The 24,674-nt window shown below is 41.8% G+C and carries 21 protein-coding genes; 15 read left to right on the top strand and 6 right to left on the bottom strand.

Going from position 1 to position 24,674, the window contains the following annotated elements; all coding sequences use genetic code 11:
* The first annotated feature begins 196 nt into the window (after positions 1-196).
* From EZV76_RS01655 to EZV76_RS01670, 4 genes are read left to right on the top strand one after another with little or no spacing between them, the layout of a single operon-like run.
* Positions 197-802 carry a TetR/AcrR family transcriptional regulator gene (locus EZV76_RS01655; RefSeq protein WP_136565527.1) on the top strand — a complete coding sequence of 202 codons (606 nt, stop codon included), beginning with the start codon at positions 197-199 and terminating at the stop codon, positions 800-802.
* Positions 803-2,134 carry a TolC family protein gene (locus EZV76_RS01660; RefSeq protein ID WP_136564849.1) on the top strand — a complete coding sequence of 444 codons (1,332 nt, stop codon included), beginning with the start codon at positions 803-805 and terminating at the stop codon, positions 2,132-2,134.
* 23 nt (positions 2,135-2,157) lie between these two features.
* Positions 2,158-3,333 carry an efflux RND transporter periplasmic adaptor subunit gene (locus EZV76_RS01665; RefSeq protein WP_136564850.1) on the top strand — a complete coding sequence of 392 codons (1,176 nt, stop codon included), beginning with the start codon at positions 2,158-2,160 and terminating at the stop codon, positions 3,331-3,333.
* A 10-nt stretch (positions 3,334-3,343) separates the two neighbouring features.
* A complete protein-coding gene (locus tag EZV76_RS01670) occupies positions 3,344-6,853 on the top strand; it encodes an efflux RND transporter permease subunit (protein WP_136564851.1) in 3,510 nt (1,169 codons plus the stop codon).
* A gap of 55 nt (positions 6,854-6,908) precedes the next feature.
* Here EZV76_RS01670 and EZV76_RS01675 read toward each other — a convergent pair whose 3' ends face one another.
* Positions 6,909-7,259, bottom strand: a complete 351-nt coding sequence (locus EZV76_RS01675) for a toxin-antitoxin system YwqK family antitoxin (protein ID WP_136564852.1) — start codon at positions 7,257-7,259, stop codon at positions 6,909-6,911.
* 335 nt (positions 7,260-7,594) lie between these two features.
* On the opposite strand from EZV76_RS01675, the gene aspS reads away from it, so the two are divergent.
* The 6 genes from aspS to EZV76_RS01705 all read left to right on the top strand — a co-directional run bounded on the left by aspS (position 7,595) and on the right by EZV76_RS01705 (position 13,098).
* Positions 7,595-9,343 carry an aspartate--tRNA ligase gene (gene aspS / locus EZV76_RS01680; RefSeq protein WP_136564853.1) on the top strand — a complete coding sequence of 583 codons (1,749 nt, stop codon included), beginning with the start codon at positions 7,595-7,597 and terminating at the stop codon, positions 9,341-9,343.
* A 78-nt stretch (positions 9,344-9,421) separates the two neighbouring features.
* On the top strand, positions 9,422-9,970 hold the full coding sequence (locus EZV76_RS01685; RefSeq protein WP_136564854.1) for a hypothetical protein: 549 nt from the start codon (positions 9,422-9,424) through the stop codon (positions 9,968-9,970).
* Positions 9,942-10,778 carry a tetratricopeptide repeat protein gene (locus tag EZV76_RS01690; protein WP_136565528.1) on the top strand — a complete coding sequence of 279 codons (837 nt, stop codon included), beginning with the start codon at positions 9,942-9,944 and terminating at the stop codon, positions 10,776-10,778. The genes EZV76_RS01685 and EZV76_RS01690 overlap by 29 nt, the downstream gene beginning before the upstream one ends.
* An 83-nt stretch (positions 10,779-10,861) precedes the next feature.
* On the top strand, positions 10,862-12,562 hold the full coding sequence (locus tag EZV76_RS01695) for a chloride channel protein (protein ID WP_439107538.1): 1,701 nt from the start codon (positions 10,862-10,864) through the stop codon (positions 12,560-12,562).
* A complete protein-coding gene (locus EZV76_RS01700) occupies positions 12,559-12,822 on the top strand; it encodes a hypothetical protein (RefSeq protein WP_136564856.1) in 264 nt (87 codons plus the stop codon). Before EZV76_RS01695 ends, EZV76_RS01700 begins: the two co-directional genes overlap by 4 nt.
* A gap of 81 nt (positions 12,823-12,903) precedes the next feature.
* Positions 12,904-13,098 carry a cold-shock protein gene (locus tag EZV76_RS01705; RefSeq protein WP_116216857.1) on the top strand — a complete coding sequence of 65 codons (195 nt, stop codon included), beginning with the start codon at positions 12,904-12,906 and terminating at the stop codon, positions 13,096-13,098.
* A 54-nt stretch (positions 13,099-13,152) separates the two neighbouring features.
* On the opposite strand, the gene EZV76_RS01710 is transcribed toward EZV76_RS01705, so the two are convergent.
* A complete protein-coding gene (locus EZV76_RS01710) occupies positions 13,153-13,602 on the bottom strand; it encodes a nucleoside deaminase (RefSeq protein ID WP_136564857.1) in 450 nt (149 codons plus the stop codon).
* Positions 13,603-13,653: 51 nt separating this feature from the next.
* Here EZV76_RS01710 and dxs point away from each other — a divergent pair, with 51 nt between their 5' ends.
* Positions 13,654-15,465 (top strand): 1-deoxy-D-xylulose-5-phosphate synthase, encoded by a 1,812-nt coding sequence (dxs, locus tag EZV76_RS01715; RefSeq protein WP_136564858.1) that lies wholly within the window; start codon positions 13,654-13,656, stop codon positions 15,463-15,465.
* Positions 15,456-16,514, top strand: a complete 1,059-nt coding sequence (locus EZV76_RS01720) for a DUF3078 domain-containing protein (RefSeq protein ID WP_136564859.1) — start codon at positions 15,456-15,458, stop codon at positions 16,512-16,514. The genes dxs and EZV76_RS01720 overlap by 10 nt, the downstream gene beginning before the upstream one ends.
* On the opposite strand, the gene dgt is transcribed toward EZV76_RS01720, so the two are convergent.
* Entirely contained in the window at positions 16,511-17,869 is a 1,359-nt protein-coding gene (gene dgt / locus EZV76_RS01725) for a dGTP triphosphohydrolase (protein ID WP_136564860.1), read from the bottom strand. The genes EZV76_RS01720 and dgt overlap by 4 nt on opposite strands.
* 335 nt (positions 17,870-18,204) lie before the next feature.
* Between dgt and EZV76_RS01730 the strand changes: the two genes are divergently transcribed.
* The 3 genes from EZV76_RS01730 (at position 18,205) to EZV76_RS01740 (ending at position 22,572) form a co-directional block, all read left to right on the top strand.
* Positions 18,205-19,419: a porin gene (locus EZV76_RS01730; protein WP_136564861.1), complete on the top strand. Its 1,215-nt coding sequence runs from the start codon at positions 18,205-18,207 to the stop codon at positions 19,417-19,419.
* Positions 19,420-19,495: 76 nt separating this feature from the next.
* A complete protein-coding gene (locus tag EZV76_RS01735) occupies positions 19,496-21,793 on the top strand; it encodes an inorganic phosphate transporter (protein WP_136564862.1) in 2,298 nt (765 codons plus the stop codon).
* Positions 21,794-21,816: 23 nt separating this feature from the next.
* Positions 21,817-22,572, top strand: a complete 756-nt coding sequence (locus tag EZV76_RS01740; RefSeq protein WP_236640834.1) for a DUF6503 family protein — start codon at positions 21,817-21,819, stop codon at positions 22,570-22,572.
* Positions 22,573-22,588: 16 nt separating this feature from the next.
* Here EZV76_RS01740 and nadD read toward each other — a convergent pair whose 3' ends face one another.
* Genes nadD through EZV76_RS01755 form a run of 3 tightly spaced genes read right to left on the bottom strand, consistent with a single transcriptional unit; the run spans position 22,589 to position 24,630 of the window.
* Entirely contained in the window at positions 22,589-23,173 is a 585-nt protein-coding gene (nadD, locus tag EZV76_RS01745; RefSeq protein ID WP_136564863.1) for a nicotinate (nicotinamide) nucleotide adenylyltransferase, read from the bottom strand.
* 3 nt (positions 23,174-23,176) lie between these two features.
* Positions 23,177-23,776 (bottom strand): guanylate kinase, encoded by a 600-nt coding sequence (gene gmk / locus EZV76_RS01750; RefSeq protein WP_136564864.1) that lies wholly within the window; start codon positions 23,774-23,776, stop codon positions 23,177-23,179.
* Positions 23,773-24,630, bottom strand: coding sequence for a YicC/YloC family endoribonuclease (locus EZV76_RS01755; RefSeq protein WP_136564865.1), 858 nt, complete (start codon positions 24,628-24,630; stop codon positions 23,773-23,775). Before EZV76_RS01755 ends, gmk begins: the two co-directional genes overlap by 4 nt.
* Between the last annotated feature and the right edge of the window lie 44 nt (positions 24,631-24,674).

Raw genomic sequence — 24,674 nt, forward strand, 5'->3', positions numbered from 1 at the left:
CAAACGTCATTACAAATCCTTTTTCTGGACTTTAAGGTCCAAATCCTCAACTCAGTCCAAAAGAGATACCCTATTTCGTCAACACATAGTAGGTTGGTCCCATTAAAAACCAATCATTAAGCACTCGTTAAAAAAATGTAAAACCTTGGAAACTTTTTTTGTTTTTAAAGTTTCCATGCCTATTTTTGCCCCCATTATGAGGGAAAAGATTATACAGAAGGCGACGGAACTTTTCATAAATCTGGGGTTTAAGAGTGTAACGATGGATGATTTGGCCAACGAGATGGGGATATCCAAAAAAACCATTTACTCCCATTTCAGAAATAAAAACGAGCTGGTGGAAGCGACTACAATGACCATGTGCGATTTTATTACTTGTGGGATAGATGACATTGTTTGCTTGCAGAAAAACCCCATTGAAGAACTCTATGAGATCAAAAAATTTGTCATGGTCCATTTAAAGAACGAGAAATCATCTCCCTTGTACCAATTGCAAAAATATTATCCCAAGATACATGTATCCTTAAAGGAAAAACAATACGAGTCTATGCACGGTTGTGTGCTGGAAAATGTGAAGCGTGGGATGGAAATGGAAATCTACAGGAGCAACCTCAATGTGGAATTTGTATCTAGAATCTATTTTTCCGGGGTCATGAGCTTAAAGGATGAAAATCTGTTTCCCTCCCAGACTTTTTCAAAACCTGACGTTTTGGACCAGTATCTGGAATACCATCTAAGGGGCATCGTCACCCCCAAAGGACGAAAAATCTTAAACTCAATCATCAATTCAAACCAAGAATAAATGCGAACAACCTTAATCATTTTATTATTTATATCACCATGGCTTTCGTCTGCCCAGGATACCATCCCAAATTTCAGTCTGGACGGGGCCATTCAATATGCTCTGGAGCATAACTACAGTGCACTTAATGCCACTAGGGATTTGGACGATGCCCAAAAGCAGAAATGGGAGACCATAGCAGACGGACTACCCCAAATTTCGGGAGCGGTAAGCTATCAAAACCAATTGATACAGCCTGTATCCCAGATACCTGCCGAGTTTTTTGGCGGTGAGCCGGGAACTTTTCAAGAAGTAGTTTTTGGCCAGCCACAATCCATGTCGGCTTCGGCCACATTACGGCAACAAATCTTTGATGGCTCCTATATTGTGGGTGTACAAGCCACCAAAACCTTTTTGAATTACAGCCAAAACAATAAGGAAAAAACGGATTTGGATGTAATAAAGGCCGTAGTGGAAGCCTATGGCAATGTACTTTTGGCCAAGGAAAGTGTATTGATCTCGGAAAACAATAAGGCCACACTGGAGAAAAATCTCTACGAGACCAAACGGATTTTTGAGAATGGATTGGGCGATGAGGAAAGCGTTGATCAATTGCAGATTACCCTTTCATCTGTCGACAATCAATTGAAAAATGCCAAGCGATTGGAAACCATAACGCTACAAATGTTGAACCTGGTCTTGGGGCTGCCCATCGAAACCCCTACAGAATTGACGGAGAGCTTGGACGACCTTACCCAACAGCAAATAGATTTGGGCTTATTGGATACTGAGTTCAATATAGAGAACAATGTAGACTATAAATTGGCGCTCAACCTTAGCGAACAACGTTTTTTGGAGCTGAAACTCGCCAAGAGCAGAGCTCTTCCCACCTTAAACGCCTTTGTGAGCTATGGTGGAAATTCCTTCAGTGATCGATTCAACTTCTTGAGCAGTGGACAACCTTGGTTCGAGTCTTCCATCTTAGGCGTGGACCTCAACATTCCCATTTTCAGTTCTTTGAAAAGAAGTGCCAGTACCCAACGGGCCAAGATTGCGTTGGAAAAGGCAAAAACACAACAAACCGAAGCTGAGGAACAAATTCGACTTCAACTGGAAAATGCCAAAAGCAATTATATCCTTGCCATTGAGGAGTATGGCACCTCCAAACAAAACTTGGAATTGGCAGAACGTATTGAAAACAAAAACCAAATTAAATATTCAGAAGGTTTGGCCACCAGCTTTGAGCTAAGACAGGCGCAAACCCAATTATATACCAGTCAACAGGAATACTTGCAGTCCATGGTGAACGTGATCAACAAGAAAACCGAACTGGAAACCATCATAAATCAATAAACAAAAGAGAAAACCGTACCATCATGAAAAAAGCAATATATATAGCATTTACAGCAGCATCTTTGGCGTCTTGTGGAGGCAGCAGCAAAAACTCGGTGGAGAGCGTTATAGAAAGTAACAATCTTGAGGCCATCAGAGCCAAGCATACAGAAATTTCGCAGCAGCACAAGGCCTTGGAAATGGAGCTGAAGACCTTGGATTCTGCCATTGCACAATTGGATGACAATGCCAAGCTTCCATTGGTGACCACCTTTGAGGTAAAACCTGAGAAGTTTGACCATTATCTGGAACTACAAGGTGATGTGACCACCAAACAGAACGTCCTTATCTATCCAGAAATGGCCGGTACACTCTACCGGGTATACGTTAAGGAAGGACAAAAAGTAGCCAAGGGCCAGGTGTTGGCTTCCATTGACGATGGTGGACTTTCCAGCCAATTGGCACAGGCAAAGACACAAGCCGAACTTAGCAGGACCACTTTTGAACGCCAGAAAAGGCTTTGGGAGCAGAATATTGGTTCCGAAATCCAATATTTGCAGGCCAAAACCACCTACGAAGCACAACAAAGTGCCGTAAAGCAATTGGAAAGCCAAGTGGGCAAGTCTACCATACGTGCTCCTTTTGCAGGCATCATAGACGATGTAATCAAAGATCAAGGTACCGTGGTAAGCCCCGGACCAGGCTCAGAGGTGTTCCGAATCGTCAACCTTTCCAACATGTACATTAAGGTAGAAGTGCCCGAAAGCCACCTACCCAACGTTACCCCAGGAAAAGATGTTCGGGTGTATTTCCCTGTATTGGGAGATAGCGTAGTTACTAAAATCCGTCAGACCGGGAATTTCATCAACCCAAGCAACAGGTCTTTCACCGCTGAAATCCCTGTACCAAGCCATGATGGGAAAGTAAAGCCCAACTTGACCGCCAAAGTAATGATCAACGATTACACCAATGAGAATGCCATTCTCATCCCACAAAGTATTGTCTCTGAAAATGCCGATGGGGAGCAATATGTGTTCTTGGTGGACGCCGATTCCATATCATCCGACCCCGTTGCCAAAAAAGTGGTCATTGAAACGGGTAAGACGCAAGGTGATTATGTTGAGGTACTATCGGGTATCAATAGTGGTGATGGCATCATAGACGAAGGGGCCCGTAGTGTAAAAGAAGGGCAAAAAGTAAAAATTAAGAACAACATATAGCCAGCCAGTTATGAGCAAACAAAAGAAAAGCGTAGATAAGGAATTTAGGCTGTCCTCATGGGCTATCGATAATAAAACGACCATGTACGTGCTGATAGCCGTCATCCTTTTTCTTGGAGCATCGGCCTATTTCAGTATGCCTAGGGAAAGCTTTCCGGAGATCAAGGAAACCAAAATCTATATCAGTTCCCTATATCCAGGAAATACCGCAGAGGACATTGAAAAACTCATCACGGACCCTATTGAGGATGAGTTGAAGACCGTAAGCAATGTGGTGGAAATCACCTCAACCTCACAGGAAGATTATTCCATGATCATTGTGGAGTTTGATGAGAACATTTCCGTTGAAGGTGCCCTTCAGAAAGTGAAGGATGAAGTGGATTCAAAGACCGCGGGGGAAGATTGGCCTACATTCAACGGTGCCAAGGTAGAACCCAATGTGTTCGATTTGAGCATGTCTGAGGAAATCCCAATTCTCAACATCAATATTTCGGGTGATTATCCCGTGGACAAACTCAAGGAATATGGTGAGTATCTTGAAGACGAGATTGAAGGTCTGCTTGAAATAAAACAGGTGGATATTCGTGGTGCCCAGGAAAAAGAAGTGGAAGTAGCCGTAGACATCTATAAAATGATGGCCGCCAAAGTGAGCTTCAACGACATCATCAATACCATCAGCAATGAGAACATGACCACTTCGGCGGGCAACCTCATTACCAGTGGGCAGCGTAGGACCATCCGTATTGTGGGTGAGATAGACCGACCCAATGAACTGGAAAATTTTGTGGTAAAGTCTGAAAATGGCAACCCCATTTACCTAAGGGATATTGCCAAAGTCACCTTCAAGGAAGAGGACAAGACTACCTATGCCCGCGAGTATGGTGCCCCGGTAGTGATGCTGGACGTTAAAAAACGTGCTGGAAAAAACATGGTGGCCGCAGCTGAGCAAATCCAAGTAATCGTGGACGACGCCGTTAAAAATGTATTCCCACAGGATTTAAAAGTGACCATTGCCAATGATCAATCTTCCAAGACCATTGGTCAGGTAGATGATTTGGTGAACAATATCATCTTCGGTATCATCTTGGTAGTGACCGTTCTGATGTTCTTCTTGGGCTTCAAAAATGCTTTGTTCGTTGGTTTTGCCATCCCGATGTCCATGTTCATGTCCCTAATGATTTTGAACACCTTGGGCTATACCATGAACACCATGATCCTCTTTGGATTAATCATGGGATTGGGTATGCTGGTGGATAACGGTATTGTGGTTGTGGAAAACGTATATCGCCTTATGGACGAAGAAGGTATGTCTCGTATTAAAGCGGCCAAAAAAGGGATTGGAGAAATCGCATTCCCCATTATCATTTCCACATTAACTACCGTGGCGGCCTTTGTACCCCTCGGATTATGGCCCGGGGTTATGGGACAGTTTATGATTTATTTCCCCGTTACCCTATCCGTGGTATTGGGATCATCCCTCTTTGTAGCCATCTTCTTCAACTCCGTACTGGTGTCGCGGTACATGACTACAGAGGACAAGGAAATGCCACTCAAACAGATTATCCGTATTACATCTATCATATCCGTGATCGGACTTTTGATCATTCTGTTTGGAGGTACTTACAGGGCTTTGGGATCTTTGATGGTACTGACAGCAATCATGCTTTGGATCTATAGGCTCTTTTTGAGAAATTGGGCCAATGGGTTCCAGAATAAGATTTTGCCTAGATGGGAACGATTCTATGAGCGGACTTTACGTTACACCTTATCAGGTAGAAAACCCATCTTTATTGCAATAGGGACTTTTGTTCTCCTTCTGATTGCTTTTATGGGCTTTGGGGCCTCCGTGGGAAGCCAAAGGACCAAAGTGGAATTCTTCCCGGACAACACCCCCAACCAGATTATCGTATACATTGAGTATCCGGAAGGAACCGATATAAAAAAGACCAATACCATTACCAAGGACATTGAGCAACGGGTATTTGATATTGTCAATGCAGACGCCTACACTCATGGCGATTACAATTTTTTGGTGGAAAGTGGGGTTTCCCAAGTGGGTGAAGGTGCAGGAAACCCTCAAACCGATGGAGGTTCTGCTGCCGAGATGCCCCACCGCGGTAAAATTACCGCTACCATGCGGGAATATAAGTTTAGGGAAGGTGCTGACAGTAATGATCTTTTAAGAAAAGTTCAGGAGGCCCTGAAAGATGTGTATCCGGGAGTAGCCATTTCTGTGGAGAAAGATGCTGTTGGTCCACCGGCAGGATATCCCATCAACATAGAATTGGAAGGGGATGATTATTCCGAATTGATCGTTGCCGCAGAGCAGATGCGAAATTTTATCAATGCAAGGAACATTCCTGGTATTGATGAGCTCAAAATCGATGTGAACAAATCCAAACCCTCCATGTTGGTTGCCGTGGATCGAAAAAAGGCTGGCGAATTGGGTGTAGCCACAGGACAAGTAGGACAACAGCTCCGTAACTCCATCTTTGGAGCCAAAGCTGGAATCTACAAGGAGGATGGTGAGGATTACGACATTTATGTCCGTTTCAATGAGGAAAACAGATACAACACCAGTGCCATCTTTAACCAACGCATCACATTTAGAGATCCTTCATCTGGACAGATAAAAGAGGTGCCCGTATCAGCGGTTGCCAAACAGGTGAACAGTACTGGTTTTAGTGCCATCAAACACCGGGACACCAGACGTGTGGTTACCGTGTATTCTGCCTTGGCTCCTGGTTTCACGGATGCTGGAGCCATCGTAGGCAAGATACAGGAAGAAATGAATGATTTTGAAGGCCTGCCTTCGGATATCAAGGTTGATTACACTGGTCAGATTGAGGAGCAGAACAAGCAAATGGCCTTTTTGATGGGTGCTTTCTTTACCGGTCTTGGTCTGATTTTCTTCATTTTGATCTTCCAGTTCAACTCGGTTTCCAAACCTGGTATCATCATGCTTGCCATTTTCTTGAGCTTGATCGGGGTATTTGGAGGTATCGTGGCCACAGGTAGTGCCTTTGTGATCATGATGACCATGATGGGTATCATCTCATTGGCGGGAATTGTGGTGAACAACGGTGTGGTACTTTTGGATTACACCCAACTCTTGATCGACAGGAAGAAAGTAGCCTTGGATTTGGATGAAGAAGATCTCTTGGCTCCCGAAGACTTTAAAGAAGCTGTGGTCAAAGGAGGTAAGGCAAGATTACGCCCTGTACTGCTAACGGCAATCACCACCATTTTGGGCTTGATTCCCTTGGCAACCGGGTTCAACATCAATTTCTTTACCCTGATGAGCGAGTTTAACCCACATATTTATTTTGGTGGGGACAACGTAATTTTTTGGGGACCCTTGGCCTGGACTGTGATTTATGGTCTCTTTGTGGCCACATTCTTGACACTGATAGTAGTTCCCATCCTGTTCACATTGGTATATAGACTCAAGTTAAGGATACAGAAAAACAAAATAAGAAGAGAGAAAAAGAAAAAGGAACAGTTGGATGTGGCCGCCTAAGGTCAAAAAAAAGCCCCTGCCAATGGCAGGGGCTTTTTAATTAAATCGTTTTACATTACTTGTCAATCGATACAATTTCCGATTGATTCCAGTTTTTTACACTGGCAATCCTATTGTCACTGAAATCTACTTCCCGTAACAAATCGCCTTCCCAAAAGAACCATTTACCAGCTCTTTCTCCATCGATGTACGTACCTGAGGCCATTTTCTTGCCTTCCGTGTTGTACATCAACCATTGACCGTGTAATTTTCCGTTTAGGTAATAGCCGGTCTGGGCTATTTCGCCGTTTTCGTGAAAATATGTTGCTTTTACCATTTTTCCCACTTTCTCAAAAGTCGGTTGGGTATCTTGCGGATACATATAAACCGAAAACATCAGCGCCATTAAAAATACTGCTTTCTTCATACTACATTGGGATTTAAAATCTTGAACTACTTGTACTAACGCTATAAATTTATTTAAATTTTACATTAAATAAAGATTTACATAACAATAAATTTACATTAAATTCATATTTAACTGGAATATAGATAGTTAACTTTTTTGTAAAATTGCATTTTATCCCGTTTATCGGTAAAAAAAGCACCCTTTTTGAATCAAACCTTTACGCTGGCCCATGATTGAATCGAGGTCAAAAGCTCTTTTATCAAAATCCTGTACCCATCATCAAGGAGAAAATCCATATATCTAGCAATAAATTTTGGCATTCCTATTAAATTTGCCGTCTCATAACAGACATTATGTATAGAAGTAATACCTGTGGTGCATTAAGGGCATCGCATATCGGTTCGGAAGTAGTTTTAAGTGGTTGGGTGCACAAGCTCCGTGACAAGGGCTTTGTAGTTTGGGTAGACCTCCGCGACCGCTATGGTATTACACAATTGGTGTTTGATGAAGACCGTACCCCAAAAGAGCTTTTGGAACAAGCCAGGGAATTGGGTCGCGAAACGGTGATTCAGGTCAAGGGAGAGGTTATTGAACGGGCCTCAAAAAACCCAAATATCCCAACTGGGGAAATCGAGGTATTGGTCAAGGAACTTACCATTCTCAACAAGTCCCTCTTGCCTCCCTTTACCATTGAGGATGAAACTGATGGTGGAGAGGATATCCGTATGAAATACCGCTACTTGGATATCCGAAGGAATCCGGTAAAGAACAAGCTTATTTTTAGGCATAAAGTGAGTATGGAGGTCCGAAAATACCTTTCAGAACAAGGATTTATCGACGTGGAAACCCCATATTTGATCAAGTCCACCCCTGAAGGGGCACGCGACTTTTTGGTTCCTAGCCGAATGAACGAGGGTCAGTTCTACGCCCTGCCACAGTCCCCACAGACATTCAAGCAATTGTTGATGGTCGGTGGATTGGACAAGTATTTTCAAATTGTAAAATGCTTTAGGGACGAAGACCTACGGGCAGACAGACAACCCGAATTCACCCAGATAGATTGCGAAATGGCCTTTGTGGAACAGGAGGATATCCTGAATACCTTTGAAGGCCTTACCAAACATTTGCTCAAGGAAATCAAAGGAGTGGAAATCGATGAATTTCCAAGAATGACCTTTGACGATGCCATGCGCCTGTATGGCAACGACAAGCCTGATATCCGGTTTGGAATGCGGTTTGGGGAGCTGAACGCTGTGGCCCAACATAAGGATTTTAATGTTTTTAACTCTGCCGAATTGGTTGTGGGCATCGCTGTCCCGGGAGCGGCGGAATACACCCGAAAAGAAATAGACGCCCTTATCGATTGGGTTAAACGACCCCAAGTAGGGGCCAAGGGCATGGTCTATGTAAAATGCAATGAGGATGGTTCTTACAAATCATCCGTGGATAAATTTTATGATCAAGATGATTTGGCCCAATGGGCCGATGTCACTGGTGCAAAACCAGGCGATCTTATTTGTGTCCTTTCCGGGAACACCAACGAAACCCGTGCACAGCTCAGCGCCCTTAGAATGGAATTGGCCGAAAGACTTGGTCTAAGAAAACCCGATGAGTTTGCTCCCTTGTGGGTCGTGGACTTCCCTTTGTTGGAATTGGATGAGGAAACCGGAACCTATCACGCCATGCACCACCCCTTCACTTCACCAAAACCCGGACAATTGCAATTGTTGGATACCAATCCTGGAGCTGTCAAGGCCAATGCCTATGATTTGGTGTTGAACGGCAATGAAATTGGCGGTGGATCTATCCGTATCCACGATAAACAAGTACAGGCAACCATGTTCAAGCACTTAGGATTTACTCCAGAAGAGGCCAAGGCCCAGTTCGGGTTTTTAATGGATGCCTTCCAATACGGTGCCCCTCCCCATGGTGGAATTGCATTTGGTTTGGACCGATTGGTGGCCATTTTAGGTGGACAGGAAACTATTCGTGACTTTATCGCTTTCCCAAAAAACAATAGCGGCAGGGATGTTATGATCGATGCTCCTGCCAAAATTGACGAAGAGCAATTGAAAGAGCTGCATTTAAAATTAAATATGTAGATTTATTGAGTTTGTTGCAACCTCGCAGTCATTTCGAATCGATATATAAGTATATAAACGTTATTCCCTTCTTCGAAAATGAAAAAGCAGGTCAAATCTACATTTGGATTATGTCTGGTAGCTACAGCATTTACATTGGTGGTTTCTGGTTATTTGTATTATAGTTACAATTGCGCACCAACACCGAAGAAAAATGAGTACTCAAATTATGTTGGTTATATCAGTCAAAATACCGCATTGCTTAATGATGTCTATGAACTTTGTGGGGGGAAAAGAATCTACTATGTCTATAATGGGGCCTCTTATAGGGCTTACAATAAAAACAAAGGTTTTTTCAGAAAGAATATTCTCAAGGAATATGAAAATAAAGGATATGACGACTCTGGTTATCTGAACTTTAGATTTCTGGTAAACTGCGAAGGAAATCCTGGTTGGTTTGAAATCATACAGACTGACCTAACGCTCCAAGAAACAGAGTTGGATGAGGATATGGTCTCCCAATTGTTACAGTTAACGTCAGACCCCAGATACTGGAATATTCTCCTTATAGAAGACGAGCCAATAAATTATTATATGTACATCTCATATCGAATTGAAAATGGAACGATTACTGAAATCTTACCTTAGCATATTTTTTACATTTACGGCAATTATTTCCTGCAATGATATTGGTGATGACGTGAATCAGGCAGAAAGTCGAAAATTAGCAGAAAAGATTTTCAAGGATGGAGCAAATCTTTTTCAAGGATCACCAGAGAGTATGTCCCGTATTGAAGAGGCATTGGCTGTAGATCCCACATATGCAGAAGCATGGCGAGAACTCTCTGTGGCCTATCTAAAACGTGGTATGCCCCAAAAGTGGAAACCCTTAATGGACAAAGCCGTGCAGTATGACCCTGAAACATGGGTACCATGGAGAGGATATTTATACCTTTATTTCTATAGAGACTATAAAAAGGCCATTGAGGATTTCAATGCATCAGACTCTTTGACCGAATATTTGGACTATCCGCAAGGGCACAGTGTAGATTTTTGGAGGGGAATTGCCTATTTGGGTCTCAATGATCATTCAAATTCCATAAAATATTGGGATAAACATATACATAAAGAAACAGAAGACGCTGGGGAGGATTGGGTTGAGTTAGAAGCCTTTTTATACAGGGGCATTGCACACTATGAATCCGGCAATATGGTTAGTGCTTTGGAAGACTTTGATAAAATACTACATTATTTCAAGCATTCGGCTGATGCAAAATATTACAAAGCAAAAACCCTACAACAGCTGGGCAAAAATATAGAGGCACTTGGCTACGCTAAAAAAGCGATGATGGATTATAAAAAAGGATTTTATAATAATTATCACTATGTTGAACTACTTCGCCAAATTTATCCTCAAGATATTGAAATGCTAGTTACAGAACTTTCAAAAGATTAATAGTGCCAAGCCAGAGCAACATTCTGAAAAAATTCTTGAAATGGCGATACAGAAACATCTCCAACAAGACTTTTGTACACCTCATGAGTCTGGTGGTGGGTTTATTGGCCGGTTTAGTGGCCGTCACCTTGAAAAACTTTACCTATTTTATTGAGTCCCTCCTTAAAATGGGAATCGTCCCTTCACAAAACCAACTCTATTTTATCCTACCCACCATTGGGTTGACGTTTGTGTATCTCTACGTGAAATTTGTACACAAAAAGCCGATTCAACACGCGGTATCGTCTATTATTTTTTCCCTCTCCAAAAAAGGAGGCCTGCTGTCGACAAAGGACATCTACACTCCATTGATCACGGCACCACTTACTGTTGGATTTGGGGGTTCGGTAGGGCTTTTGGGGCCGGCAGTAAAATCAGGTTCGGCCATAAGTTCCAACCTCAGCCGTTTGTTCCATATCGATGCCAAAACACGATCATTATTGGTGGCCTGTGCATCGGCGGGTGCCATTTCATCCATTTTCCAATCCCCCATTGCCGCCATCATCTTTGCAGTGGAAGTTTTTACCTTGGACTTTACCATGATGTCCATGCTCCCCCTACTTTTGGCATCAATTTCCGGAGTGCTCACCTCCTATTTCTTTTTGGGAAACGAAGTACTTTTTAGTTTTTCCCTTACAGAAGGATTCGAGTTAAAAGATACAGCATTTTATGTGCTATTGGGCGTGGGCACCGCCTTTGCTTCCATCTATTTTACCAAGATGTACTTTTCTATACTGACCTTTTTTAAACGGTTTAAAAGTCCAAAGTACAAGCTCTTGGTGGGCGGTATTGCGATTGGAATCATGCTTTATGCCATCCCTCCGCTCTACGGTGAAGGTTTCGGGTTCATCAACAATCTCTTGGATGGCGACCATTTAAAAGCCTTAGGGAAAACCCCGTTCGATGCTTATACAGACAACATTTGGGTAGTGATTGCCCTTCTGTTCGGTATTACTATTTTTAAGGCCATTGCCATGACGACCACCTTTGCTGCTGGAGGAGCTGGTGGAATTTTCATTCCCACCATGGTTATGGGCAGTGCCTTGGGAAATGTGGTGGCCAAGGTCATCAATAATCTGGGTTTTGGCTTTTCAGTTTCGGAAAGCAACTTTACACTTATTGGTATGGCAGGCCTGATTGCAGGAGTAATCCACGCGCCTTTGACTGCTATCTTCTTGATTGCTGAAATCACCGGAGGTTACGAGCTATTCGTTCCTTTGATGATTACCGCCTCCATCTCTTATCTTACCACCAAAAATGCATTGGACTATACCATTTACACCAAGGAATTGGCAAAAATTGGTGCTCTGCTATCACACAACAAAGACCAAATGGTGTTGGGTTTAATGGAAATGGACGATGTGATCGAGAAAAATTTTAAACCGGTACATCCAGAAATGTCTTTGGGCGAAATGCTCCACGAATCTGTCTCCAAATCCAAAAGGAACATTTTCCCAGTTCTGGACGATGACAAAAAATTAATGGGCATCATTGTTTTGGATGATATACGTCAATTTATGTTCGATACCGACCTTTACAATACGGTTTATGTTAAAAACTTGATGCATGCCCCACCAGAACATATCTTTTATGGAAAGGACACGATGAAACAGGTCATGAAAAAATTTCAGGATAGTGGAGCATGGAACCTGCCCGTTATAAAGGATGGCAAATACGAAGGGTTCATTTCAAAATCAAAATTATTGACGGCCTATCGCAGAAAACTCATCAACCATACCCAATGAAAATAAAACTAAAACATATTACCGTACTTTTTACTCTACTCTCATTGGGCTCCATCATATATGGTTTTATGTTAGAGCAAGAACAGTCCCAAACCGCCCAAAAATTCATTGGTTTGGGCACTATAGGTCTTTTTTTGGTAGCAATGCCCCTTTTTCTGTATAAGGAAAGTAAGGGCAAAAACATGAAAGATTATATGCTCACCAAGGACAACATTAAAAAAATGCAGGATCAAGAGAAGAAAAAAGCTGGTAAAGAATAATTTTCCTAAGATTTAATGGTTATTTCACTTGATTAGCAATAAAATATCCTACATTCGTGTTTTAACATTTATTTTTTTTTAATGACCGGTACAGTAAAATTTTTTAATGGATCCAAAGGTTATGGGTTCATTACCAACGACGACACAGGAAAGGACATCTTTGTTCATGTAACAGCATTGAACGGGGTGGAATTGAACGAAGGCGACAAAGTAGAATACCAAGAAGAAGAAGGAAGAAAAGGAAGGGTTGCTGCACAAGTGCAGGTAATCGGATAACCATATTTTATTTTGAAAATTTTCGAAGCCCTGGCCAATGCCGGGGCTTTTACTTTAGTTCAGGTTTCTCTTTTGGATGAAGAATCGCTTTAAAAGTTCCGAAGCTTCGTTTTCCATGATTCCGGCAACCACTTCGGTTTTGGGATGCAAATGCCCTCCCATCACACTAAATCCCCGCTCTAAATCTGCCGCTCCATAAACAATCTTGGAAATTTGACTCCAATACAGCGCTCCAGCACACATTTGGCAAGGCTCCAAGGTTACATAAAGTGTACACCCATGCAAGTACTTACCTCCCAAAAAATTAGAAGCCGCGGTAATAGCCTGCATTTCGGCGTGGGCGGTAACATCCATTAATCGTTCAGTAAGGTTATGGGCACGCCCAATAATCCGATTATCAACTGTAATAACCGCTCCAACAGGAACTTCCCCTCTTTCGTAAGCAATTTCCGCCTCCTGAAGGGCTTTTTTCATAAAATAGGTGTCATCAAACGGATTTTCCACAATTTTTCTTGAAATATTTCATGAAATGGCTAAGCTAAGCATAAAATAATTATGCCTATTATAGGTATTTTTGTCTTTTATTCTTTGGAAACCTATTTAACACATATCGATTCCCCGGCAGATCTAAAAAAACTGCATTTGGATGAGCTGCCCAAACTCGCCCAAGAACTTCGGGAATTTATTATTGACATTGTCTCCACCAAGGAAGGACATCTAGGGGCCAGCTTGGGCGTAGTGGAGCTTACCATTGCCCTGCATTATGTTTTTGACACCCCTGTTGACAAACTCATCTGGGATGTGGGACATCAGGCCTATGGACATAAAATACTGACCGGCAGAAAGGAGATTTTTGAAACCAACAGACAACTTGGAGGTATAAGTGGCTTTCCCAAACGTAGTGAAAGTCCATATGATGATTTTGGCACTGGACACAGTTCCACTGCAATATCGGCCATTTTGGGAATGGCCATGGCATCAAAATTACTAGGGGAAGATTCCAGACAGCACATTGCGGTTGTGGGGGATGCATCCATAGCCAGTGGTATGGCCTTTGAGGGATTGAACCATCTTGGGGTCACCGATGTAAATGCCCTCATTATCCTAAATGACAACGCCATTGGAATAGACCCCAGCGTAGGTGCACTTAAAAAATACCTCACTAATGTGAAAGCCGGCACAGCCAAGGATGAGAATATTTTTGAATGTTTGAACCTAGACTATACCGGGCCTGTGGATGGACACGATGTAAAAGGTCTGGTAAACGAATTGCAACGACTGAAAAAAGTGAAGGGTCCAAAGCTACTTCATATAATAACCACCAAAGGAAAAGGTCTAAAAAAGGCCGAGGAAGACCAGGTGGTCTACCACGCCCCGGGAAAATTTGATAAAGTTACTGGGGAACGTCTCAAGAAATCCCAAGTGGCCCAACCCCCAAAATACCAAGATGTGTTTGGCCATACGCTTGTGGAGTTGGCCGAGAAAAACAATAAGATAGTGGGCATCACCCCTGCCATGCCAACAGGAAGTTCCTTAAAATATATGATGGAGAAAATGCCCCATCGTGCTTTTGATGTAGGCATTGCAGAACAACATGCCGTAACATTGGCTGCGGGAATGGCCACACAGGGACTCGTCCCATTTTGTAACATCTATTCCACTTTTTTACAACGAGCCTATGATCAGGTCATTCACGATGTGGCCCTACAAAATCTCCCTGTCATCTTTTGTTTGGACAGGGCAGGATTGGTAGGCCAAGATGGCCCAACCCATCACGGTGTGTTTGATTTGGCATATTTAAGGTGTATCCCCAACCTTACCCTATTTTCCCCGATGAACGAGATGGAACTACGGAACATTATGTACACCACCCAATTGGGCATTGATGGTCCCATTGCCATTAGATATCCAAGAGGCCAGGGCATTACTATTGACTGGAAGAACGAGTTTGAAGCTATCCCAATGGGAACAGGCCGTTGTCTCAAAGAAGGTTCAAAGATAGCTGTACTAACCTTGGGACACATAGGCAATGAAATACACCAAATTTTAAATCTGCTTACCCAACCAAATGCTATTGGTCATTATGATATGCGTTTTGCAAAGCCTTTGGATGAAAGGTTGCTCCGCACCATTTTTGAAAAGTACGATCATATCGTCACTCTTGAAGATGGTTGTGAGATGGGCGGGTTTGGTTCCGCAGTATTGGAATTTGCCAATGCGGAACAACTTGCAAAACCTGTTACAATTTTTGGTATTCCGGATAGGTTTGTTGCTCATGGAACAATTCCAGAGACGCATAAACTGGCTGGCATAGATTTTGAAACCGTTCTTTCTTTTATACAATCAACCTTAGACCAATGCGAATAATCTGTTTTTTAACCCTTTTCCTTATTGTTTCCTTTTCTGCGAACGCCCAAATCAATCGTTTAAAAGTTTTTGAACCAGACAGTACTGAAGCCGGCTTTAAAGTGGTTAGGATAAAGGATGTCAAACTCAAGTATCTCACACGTAGTGCAAGATTAACAGATCCAAGAACCGTATTAAACCGCGTAAGGCCTCTAAAAAAATGGTATAAAAGGTTTGAACCTCATTCTTTCTGGGCCAAAAAGAACCTGTTTGGACTCAATATCAACGAAGTTTCCTTTGTGAACTGGAACGCGGGTGGAGACAATTCAGTATCCGCCTTGGCCAGTGCCGATTTTGAGCGAAATTATAAATTCCGATACTTGAACTGGAAGAATGAGGTGAAATTACGATACGGCCTCAATGCCCAAGAAGGAAGAAAACTAAGAAAAACAGATGACCAAATACGTCTATCGTCCACCATTGGTTTCAGGAAAGATACCATTACCAACTGGTATTATTCGGTAAAGGCAAATTTTAACACCCAGTTCTCCAACGGTTTCAAATATCCAGACAGGGAAAATCCTATTTCGAGGTTTATGTCGCCGGGTTATCTCTTTCTCGGTATCGGTACCTCATATATCCCACAAGATGAAAAATTTAACCTATACATTTCTCCAGCAACCTTGAAATCTACCTTTGTTTTGGACGAAACCCTATCAAGTCAAGGTGCGTTTGGTGTGGAAGAGGGGGAGAATCTCTTTTTGGAACTTGGTTTCCTTATTACCAATACATGGGAAAAAGAAATCGTAAAAAATGTTATGATGAACCATCGCGTCAATCTGTATACGGACTATGTCCGAAGTTTTGGAAATGTGGATGTGGATTGGGAAATGAATTTCAACCTGAAGGTCAACGATTATGTCAACGCCAATATTGGCACCCACGTTATCTATGACGATGACATAAAATTTGATGAAGTGGTCGCTGAGGACGGTACAGTTACCGATCCCGGGGTTCCCAGAATACAGTTTAAGCAAATTCTGGGAGTAGGACTTAGATACGCCTTTTAAATTTTTCTCCCCGTTAGCTTATCATGGATGTGTACCGCGGCACTGTCCGATAAGCTAGCCACAAAACAACTGGTGTCCAATAAGATTTTATATAGGGAGGCATCTACTTTTCTGTTGTTTTCAGGCAGACTCTTAATGAGCAAAAGATCGTAATTATTGGCTTTGTTCTCCTTCTCACGAACAAGGGCGGTAGTATACATATCCAATAGGTCCGCAATGATTCGGTACCCCGCCAATTCTTTATCGATTACATGCTTGGATTGATAGATTTTCTCAACACTTAACTTTATGATATCATCTATCTGTGCCTTATACCTACCCTTATCCAATAAAGCGGAGCTAAAATTTCCTGTCAAGATATCTTCTTCGTTGTTCACAAAAACATCCACTGCATCCTTGATCAAAGTATTAATGGCCAAAGCCCTTAAATAACTTAACCGGTCACTGGAACTGGACATGGCACCATACTTTTTGGTGTTGATGTTGTCCTTCACCAATTTTATAAGATACTCCAAGGCATATTCCTCGGAAATCAAGCCTAAATTAATTCCATCTTCAAAGTCTATGATGGTGTAACAAATATCGTCCGCAGCTTCCACCAAATAGGTCAAGGGATGGCGAAAATATCCCATATTGGGGTTATGTGGATTGGGGACAAGGCCAATTTCATCCACTACTTCTTTAAAAAAATCCCTTTCAGATTGAAAAAACCCGAACTTCTTGTCGGCAATATGTCTGGATGGTTTCTTGGGCAATGAGGCTTTAGGGTATTTCATAAATGCGCCCAAGGTGGCATAACTGAGTCGCAGTCCCCCAGGAACCCCATCCTTAGACTCGGTCAACAGTTTAAACCCATTGGCATTACCTTCAAAATCGATCAGATCTTGATACTCTACATCCGAAAGTTGCTCTTTGTACTTTCTTCCGTTGCCCTGTTCAAAATAATTTCCTATAGCTTTTTCACCACTATGCCCAAAAGGTGGATTACCTATATCATGCGCTAGTGCAGCCGCAGCCACTATGGCACCAAAATCATTGAAATGATATCCATGTACCTCTGACAAAAATGGATATTTGGACAAAATTTGTTGCCCAGCTATACGTCCCAAACTCCTTCCTACAACGGAAACCTCAAGACTATGCGTAAGTCGGGTGTGCACAAAATCCTTGTTGGATCCCACACTTATGGGCATGGGAATTACTTGGGTCTTGTCCTGTAGGCTTCGGAAAGCCGAGGAAAAAATAATCCGGTCGTAATCCACTTCAAACCCAAGGCGGGTCTCATTTTGTTCCTTCCGTAATCTTTTAGAGGTGTCACCGTGGCGCTTGAGCGAGAGTAGTTGTTCCCAGTTCATAGTAAACTATTGGTGCAATATACGCCGAACCATTGGTTTGCTCCAAGAAAAGCTTTGGACCAATACAGAAGACCGATTGACACAAAAGTTTAATGATTCCTTAATTTTTACATTACACTAAAGACATTCCATTGGAGCATTTTTGTCAGATTACAGCATTACAGCTAAGGTTTTCGTTACGGATATTAGTTTTTGTCGACTATTCTTCGAAATCCTAGGGCTACCTTTTCATTAAGGTAGCCTTTTTGTTTATACCCTATCTTTAATATAACATAGAGGAAACGTTAATTTAACATTACATACTGTTCTTTGCAGCGACAAAAACTAGTACTGTAATGAATTTCAAAAAGTTAGCCCTATTTGGGTCTTGCTTTCTCTTCCTATGTATCCATTTTTCCCATTCACAAGAGAATAATCCAGGTACCTTTGGCAAAGGACTTTTCAATATTGTTGGAAAGGACAGTACATGGAGTACCAAGATAGGGGCACGAATGCAGATGCTTGCCATTGCAAATTGGGATAACAATAAAACCCAAGGAGTGGGAAATCCTGAGCAAAACTTCTTGATAAGAAGAGCTCGATTGAAATTTGATGGGTTCGTATATACGCCAAAGCTCAGATATAAATTTGAGTTGGGGCTATCCAACAGGGACATCTCAGGAGGTTCTCAATTCACTCGCAATACACCTAGGTACATTTTTGATGCCGTTGTAAAATGGAACTTTCATGAGAATTTTGAACTTTGGTTTGGACAAACAAAACTTCCTGGCAACATAGAGCGAGTTATATCCTCCGGCGATCTTCAACAAGTAGATCGGTCTCTTCTGAACAGCAGGTTCAATATTGATAGGGATATGGGTTTTCAACTAAGACACCAAATAACTATTGGCAGGCAAGCATTGATCAAGGAAAAATTTGCTCTTTCCCAGGGAGAGGGAAGAAATGTTACCGAAGGTAACCTAGGAGGGCATCAGTATACTTCGCGTCTCGAATTTCTTCCTTTTGGAAAGTTCAAGTCTAAAGGTGATTATAAAGGCGCCGACCTAGAAAGGGAAGTCTCACCAAAACTCATGATAGGAGCCACATATGACATTAATAAAGATGCTGTAAAAACACGAAGTAACATGGGCACATATATGTTTACCGATACTGGGTTCCACAAAACTGACATTTCCACCTTCTTTGTTGATTTTATGTTCAAATACAGCGGATTCTCCTTAATGGGAGAATATGCGAACCGTGATGCAGACGAGCCCATTGCCCTAAACTCGGATGGCACGGAAACTGGGGATATTGTCCAAGTAGGCCGTGGACTAAACCTTCAGACTGGATATCTTTTCAGAAAAGATTGGGAAGTATCCGCAAGGTATACCAGCATTAAATTAAATGAGGGTATTACCGGAAAAAGTCCTGAGAAACAATACACTCTCGGACTATCAAAGTATATTGTTGGCCATAAACTAAAATTGCAAACAGATCTTAGTTATTTGACCGTTGACCAAGGAACTGATGAAATTATGTTCCGGCTACAGTTGGATGTACACCTGTAAAAGATAACCTTAACATAACCTAATCATAGGGCATTCTCTAGATATTTGAAAAATTTTTTGGACTTTTAATTACACTATGGACAGTATTTACTTTTTAATAATGGTTGCGTTGGCAGCCTTAGCTATAGCTGACCTTGTCGTTGGTGTCAGCAATGATGCTGTTAACTTTTTAAATTCCGCCATTGGATCAAAGGCGATTTCTTTTAGAACAATAATGATTGTGGCCAGTATTGGAATTGCCTGTGGGGCTATTTTCTCTAGTGGTCTTATGGAAGTTGCCCGTAAGGGAATTTTTAACCCGGGGGAATTTTATTTTGATGAAATCATGTTCATTTTTATGGCGGTGATGATCACGGACATTCTCCTGTTGGATTTTTTCAACACCTTGGGAATGCCCACATCTACCACAGTATCCATTGTATTTAACCTTTTGGGGGCCGCAGTGGCCATGGCTCTGATTAAAATTGGGGCACAAAACGGCAGTTTTACCGATGTCATCAACTACATTAATACTGACAAGGCCGTAGAAATTATTGTGGGGATTCTTTCCTCTGTTGTAATAGCCTTTACCATTGGTGCTTTTGTACAATGGATTTCAAGACTTTTGCTTTCCTATGACTTTCAGAAAAAACCAAAATGGACTGGAGCTATTTTTGGTGGTATTGCACTTTCAGCCATTACCTATTTTATTTTGATAAAGGGTATCAAGGGAACGCCTTTTGCCGATCAAACTTATGGGTTTATTGGAGGTATCACCATTAAGGATTTTCTTGAAACCAAGGTATATGAGGTAGTCTTGATAAATTTTGCCATTTGGGCTATTATCTCATATGTACTCATTCAGTTTGCCAAGACCAACATCTATAAATTAATTATTGGTGTGGGTACGTTTGCCTTGGCTTTGGCTTTTGCAGGAAATGACCTGGTTAACTTTATCGGTGTTCCTATTGCCGCTTGGCAATCTTATCAGGCTTGGATAGTTTCTGGAGTTCCTGCATCAGAATTTAGTATGGAGGTTCTTTCCTCTAAAGTGGAAACCCCAACCCTTCTTTTGTTTCTTTCGGGTATGATCATGGTTGCCACACTTTGGTGGTCCAAAAAAGCTAGATACGTTGCCGACACCGAAATTAATCTTTCACGTGAAGGTGAGGCCAAGGAAAGATTTCAACCGAACTATTTATCCAGAAGTCTTGTGCGTTATTCCATTGCCGTATCAGATTGGGTAGCCTCGGCGGTACCACCATCAATAAGAAATTCGGTAGACAAAAGATTCAAGAAACCAGTTATAAATCTATCCAAGGATAAAGTGCTTCACCTCCCCGCATTTGATATGATTAGGGCTTCTGTGAACCTTATGGTCGCTGGAATTTTAATTTCAGTAGCAACATCATACAAGCTCCCACTTTCCACAACCTATGTGACCTTTATGGTGGCCATGGGAACCTCATTGGCAGACCGTGCATGGGGCGCTGAAAGTGCTGTATATAGGGTTGCTGGTGTACTTAATGTCATTGCTGGATGGTTCAGTACCGCCATCATTGCTTTTATAGCCTCAGGCACCATTCTGGCCCTTATTAGTTTTGGTAAAGGAGCTGCCATAGCCATTCTCCTATTCGCTGCCGTCCTTCTTTTAGTTAGAAATTACATTTCATACAACAAAAAGACCAAGGAAATAAAGGTTGAAGATCGTTTGAGAAGAGCAGAAAGCAGGTCTATACAAGGCGTAATTGAAGAAAGTGCCGCCAATATTGCCAATGTAGTAAAACGCAGCAACAAGATCTATTCCAACTCTATCAATGGGCTTGCCAAACAGGATCTGAACTTTTTGAAAAAGAACAAAAAACAAAGCAGCAAGCTTGCCTTGGAAATCGAGGACTTAAGAGAGCACACCTTCTATTTCATCAAAAATTTGGAAGAAGCACACATAGGAGCCAGTAATTTCTATATCAATGCCATGGGCCATTTGACCGATATGTCCCAATCTCTGGAATATATCGGAAAGGTGAGTTTTAACCACGTATACAACAATCATAAAAAATTAAAATACAACCAGATAAAGGAACTAAAGGAGATTGATCAGAAACTGGAGGAAATATTTGATAAGACACAAATCGCTTTTGAAAAGAAATCTTTTGATCAAATTGACGCTATTTTAGACTCCAAACAGGAACTTTACGATTTGGTTCTACAAAAAATAGATCGGCAGGTCTCAAGAACAAGAACCGAAGAATCCAGCCCAAAGAATACAACCTTGTATTTCTCCTTGTTGTTGGAGACCCGGGATTTAATGACCGCAATGATGGACCTTTTGGAACAATATTATCAAGAATATGATAGTTCCGTTCCTCCTGCAAAGATTGAGCAAGAAAAATAAGAATCCTTACAAATTTCATCCATATGAGTTATCTTGTATGGATGAATTTTTCTTTTGCTATGATCAAACCACTTTTATATCCATTAGCGATTGTATTGTTTATGGTTTCGGTGGGATATTCCCAAGATTCCCGTAATGCCTCGGAAGTACTTCAAAAAGCTATAAAGTTTCACGATCCAAATAACAAATGGAGCTATTTTGATACTTCTTTTAAGGTCGTTATGGAAACTCCCAATGCACCAAAACGCACCAGTACCATAACTGCTGATTTTGTGAACCAACAGTTTGTATTGGCAGTAGAGCAGGGTGGAAATGCCTATACCTACAACATGAGTAAGGGAGATTGCTCCATTACCCTTAATGGAAATACTGAATTTACCGAAGCTGATGCAAAAAAATTTAGGCTGTCCTGCGATCGGGGCAAGACCATGAAGGATTACTACACCTACCTCTATGGCCTTCCCATGAAGCTGAAGGACCCTGGCACCCTACTAGACCAAAAAGTGGAAGTCCAGAAGTTTAAGGGGAAAGAATATCTTGTATTGAAGGTACGCTACGATGAAAATGTAGGCAGCGATACTTGGTATTTTTACTTCGACCCAAAGACTTATGCCATGGAAGTGTACCAATTCTACCATGATGAGAGCAAAAATGATGGGGAATACATCCTTTTGGATGGATTGGAAGACATCAACGGCATTAAAATGCCCAAAACCCGTGCGTGGTACATGAACAAAGACAACAAGTATCTGGGCACGGATATTCTTTTCAAGAATTAGTGAACCAATTAACCTTCTAACGGTAAAAGTTCATCTCATCCATATACTTCCAAACAGCACTTGGAAGCAATGGTCTTACATTCTTCCCATTTTTATGTTCCCTACGGATGAATGTGGAAGAAATTTCCATTATTGGTGCATCTACCCTATTTATCTTGGGGTGGCCTACAAACTTGTGTTCAATTTCTCCTTCCGAAATTCTGGGATACACATAAAGTGAATAATGCTCCAATATGGTTTCGTAGTTTTTCCACTTGTGGAAGCTTTTTAGATTGTCTTCTCCCATAATAAGTGAAAATTGATACGCTTTCCCATATTCCTCTCCCAAATGCGCCAGGGTATTGATGGTATAATTGGGCTGGGGCAAATCAAATTCTATTTTACTGGGTTTTAGCTTTGGATAATTTTCAACCGCCTCATATACCATTTGGTATCTGTGATGGTCATCCAATAAGGACATCTTGGTTTTAAAAGGGCTTTGGGGAGTGATCACAAACCAAACCTCATCCAAGTCTGAAAATTCCACAAGGTGGTTCGCAATGATCAAATGACCTATATGAATAGGATTGAATGTGCCAAAGAAGAGCCCTACCTGCTTCATGAGCTACTCATCTTTAACATCGGATACCTTGGCGCCCACATATTCCGCCACCAATTTATGGGCTTCTTTGAGTGCGGTGTCCAAATCGTAATTCTTGATGATTTTGTCAAATTGCGGGGCTGTTGCCAGTTCAACGGAAGCTTTGGCTACCCGCATATTGATTTTATCCTCACTCTCCGTGCTTCGTTTTTTCAACCTAATCTTAAGTTCATCCACACTGGGTGGTTTCACAAAAACGGCCAATGTCTGTTCAGGGAATTTCTTTTTGATACGAAGTCCCCCGACCACATCAATATCAAAAATAACATTCTTCCCTTCGGCCCATAAGCGCTCCACCTCACTTTTCAGGGTGCCGTAAAAATTATCCCGGTACACTTCTTCCCACTCCAAAAAATCACCTTCTTTTATATGTCTTTTGAATTCTGAAATGGACATGAAGTAATAATTCTCCCCATGTTTTTCCTTTCCCCGCCTTGGTCTGGAAGTAGCAGAAACCGAAAACGCCAAATTCAATTCGGGCTGTTCCAACAAATACTTAACAATGGTTGTTTTACCACTGCCCGATGGTGCCGAAAAAATAATAAGTTTCCCTCCTTTCGTCATAATACATTCAGCATTTGTTCCTTTATTTTTTCGAGTTCATCCTTCATCTGCACCACTATTTGTTGCATGGGCGCATAATTGGATTTGGAGCCAATGGTGTTGATCTCCCTGCCTATTTCTTGTGCTATGAACCCTAATTTTTTTCCATTGGAGTCGTCCGAATTAAGGGTTGTGTCAAAATAGTTCAAATGATTGTCCAACCGGACTTTCTCTTCAGTGATATCGTATTTTTCCAAGTAGTAGATAAGCTCCTGTTCAAAACGGTTGGCATCCACTTCCACTTTTAGATCGGATACGGCTCGTTCCAATCGTTCACGCACTGTGGCAATTCGTTCAGGATCCATGGACTTTACCTTATCCAATAAGCTTTTCAAATTTTCAATACGCTCCACAAAATCCTTTTCCAAAACCTTGCCTTCCTCATTTCTAAATCCTATGATCTTTGATAAGGCTTGGCCTATGGCCTCCTTTATGGCTTCGTACTCTTCAGGATCAATATCGTCCTTGTCCGTTTTTAAGGTGTCTGGCATTCTTAGTGCCAATTCCAAAAGCTTTATTTCATCTCCCGGGGCAATCTGTGCCAACTGCTCCATATAATTCCTTACCACGCCTTGGTTCACCTCTGCAGTGGTTTCCTCTCCCGTAATTTCCACATAAAGGCCCAAATCCACCTTTCCCCTCACTAAAGCATCTGCTATCATTTTTCTTAGCTCTAGTTCCTTCTCCCTGTAGGTTTGAGGAATCCGTGCATTGATGTCCAAGCTTTTACTGTTAAGTGACTTTAGCTCTACGGTGATTTTTTTTGATGGAAGTTGCACAACGTGCTTTCCAAAGCCGGTCATGGATTGAATCATAAAAAGCGATAAATTTTGCCAAAGGTAACCAAAATAGATATTGG

It is taken from the genome of Flagellimonas alvinocaridis (genome assembly GCF_004916895.1).
Classification (GTDB): Bacteria; Bacteroidota; Bacteroidia; order Flavobacteriales; family Flavobacteriaceae; genus Flagellimonas; species Flagellimonas alvinocaridis.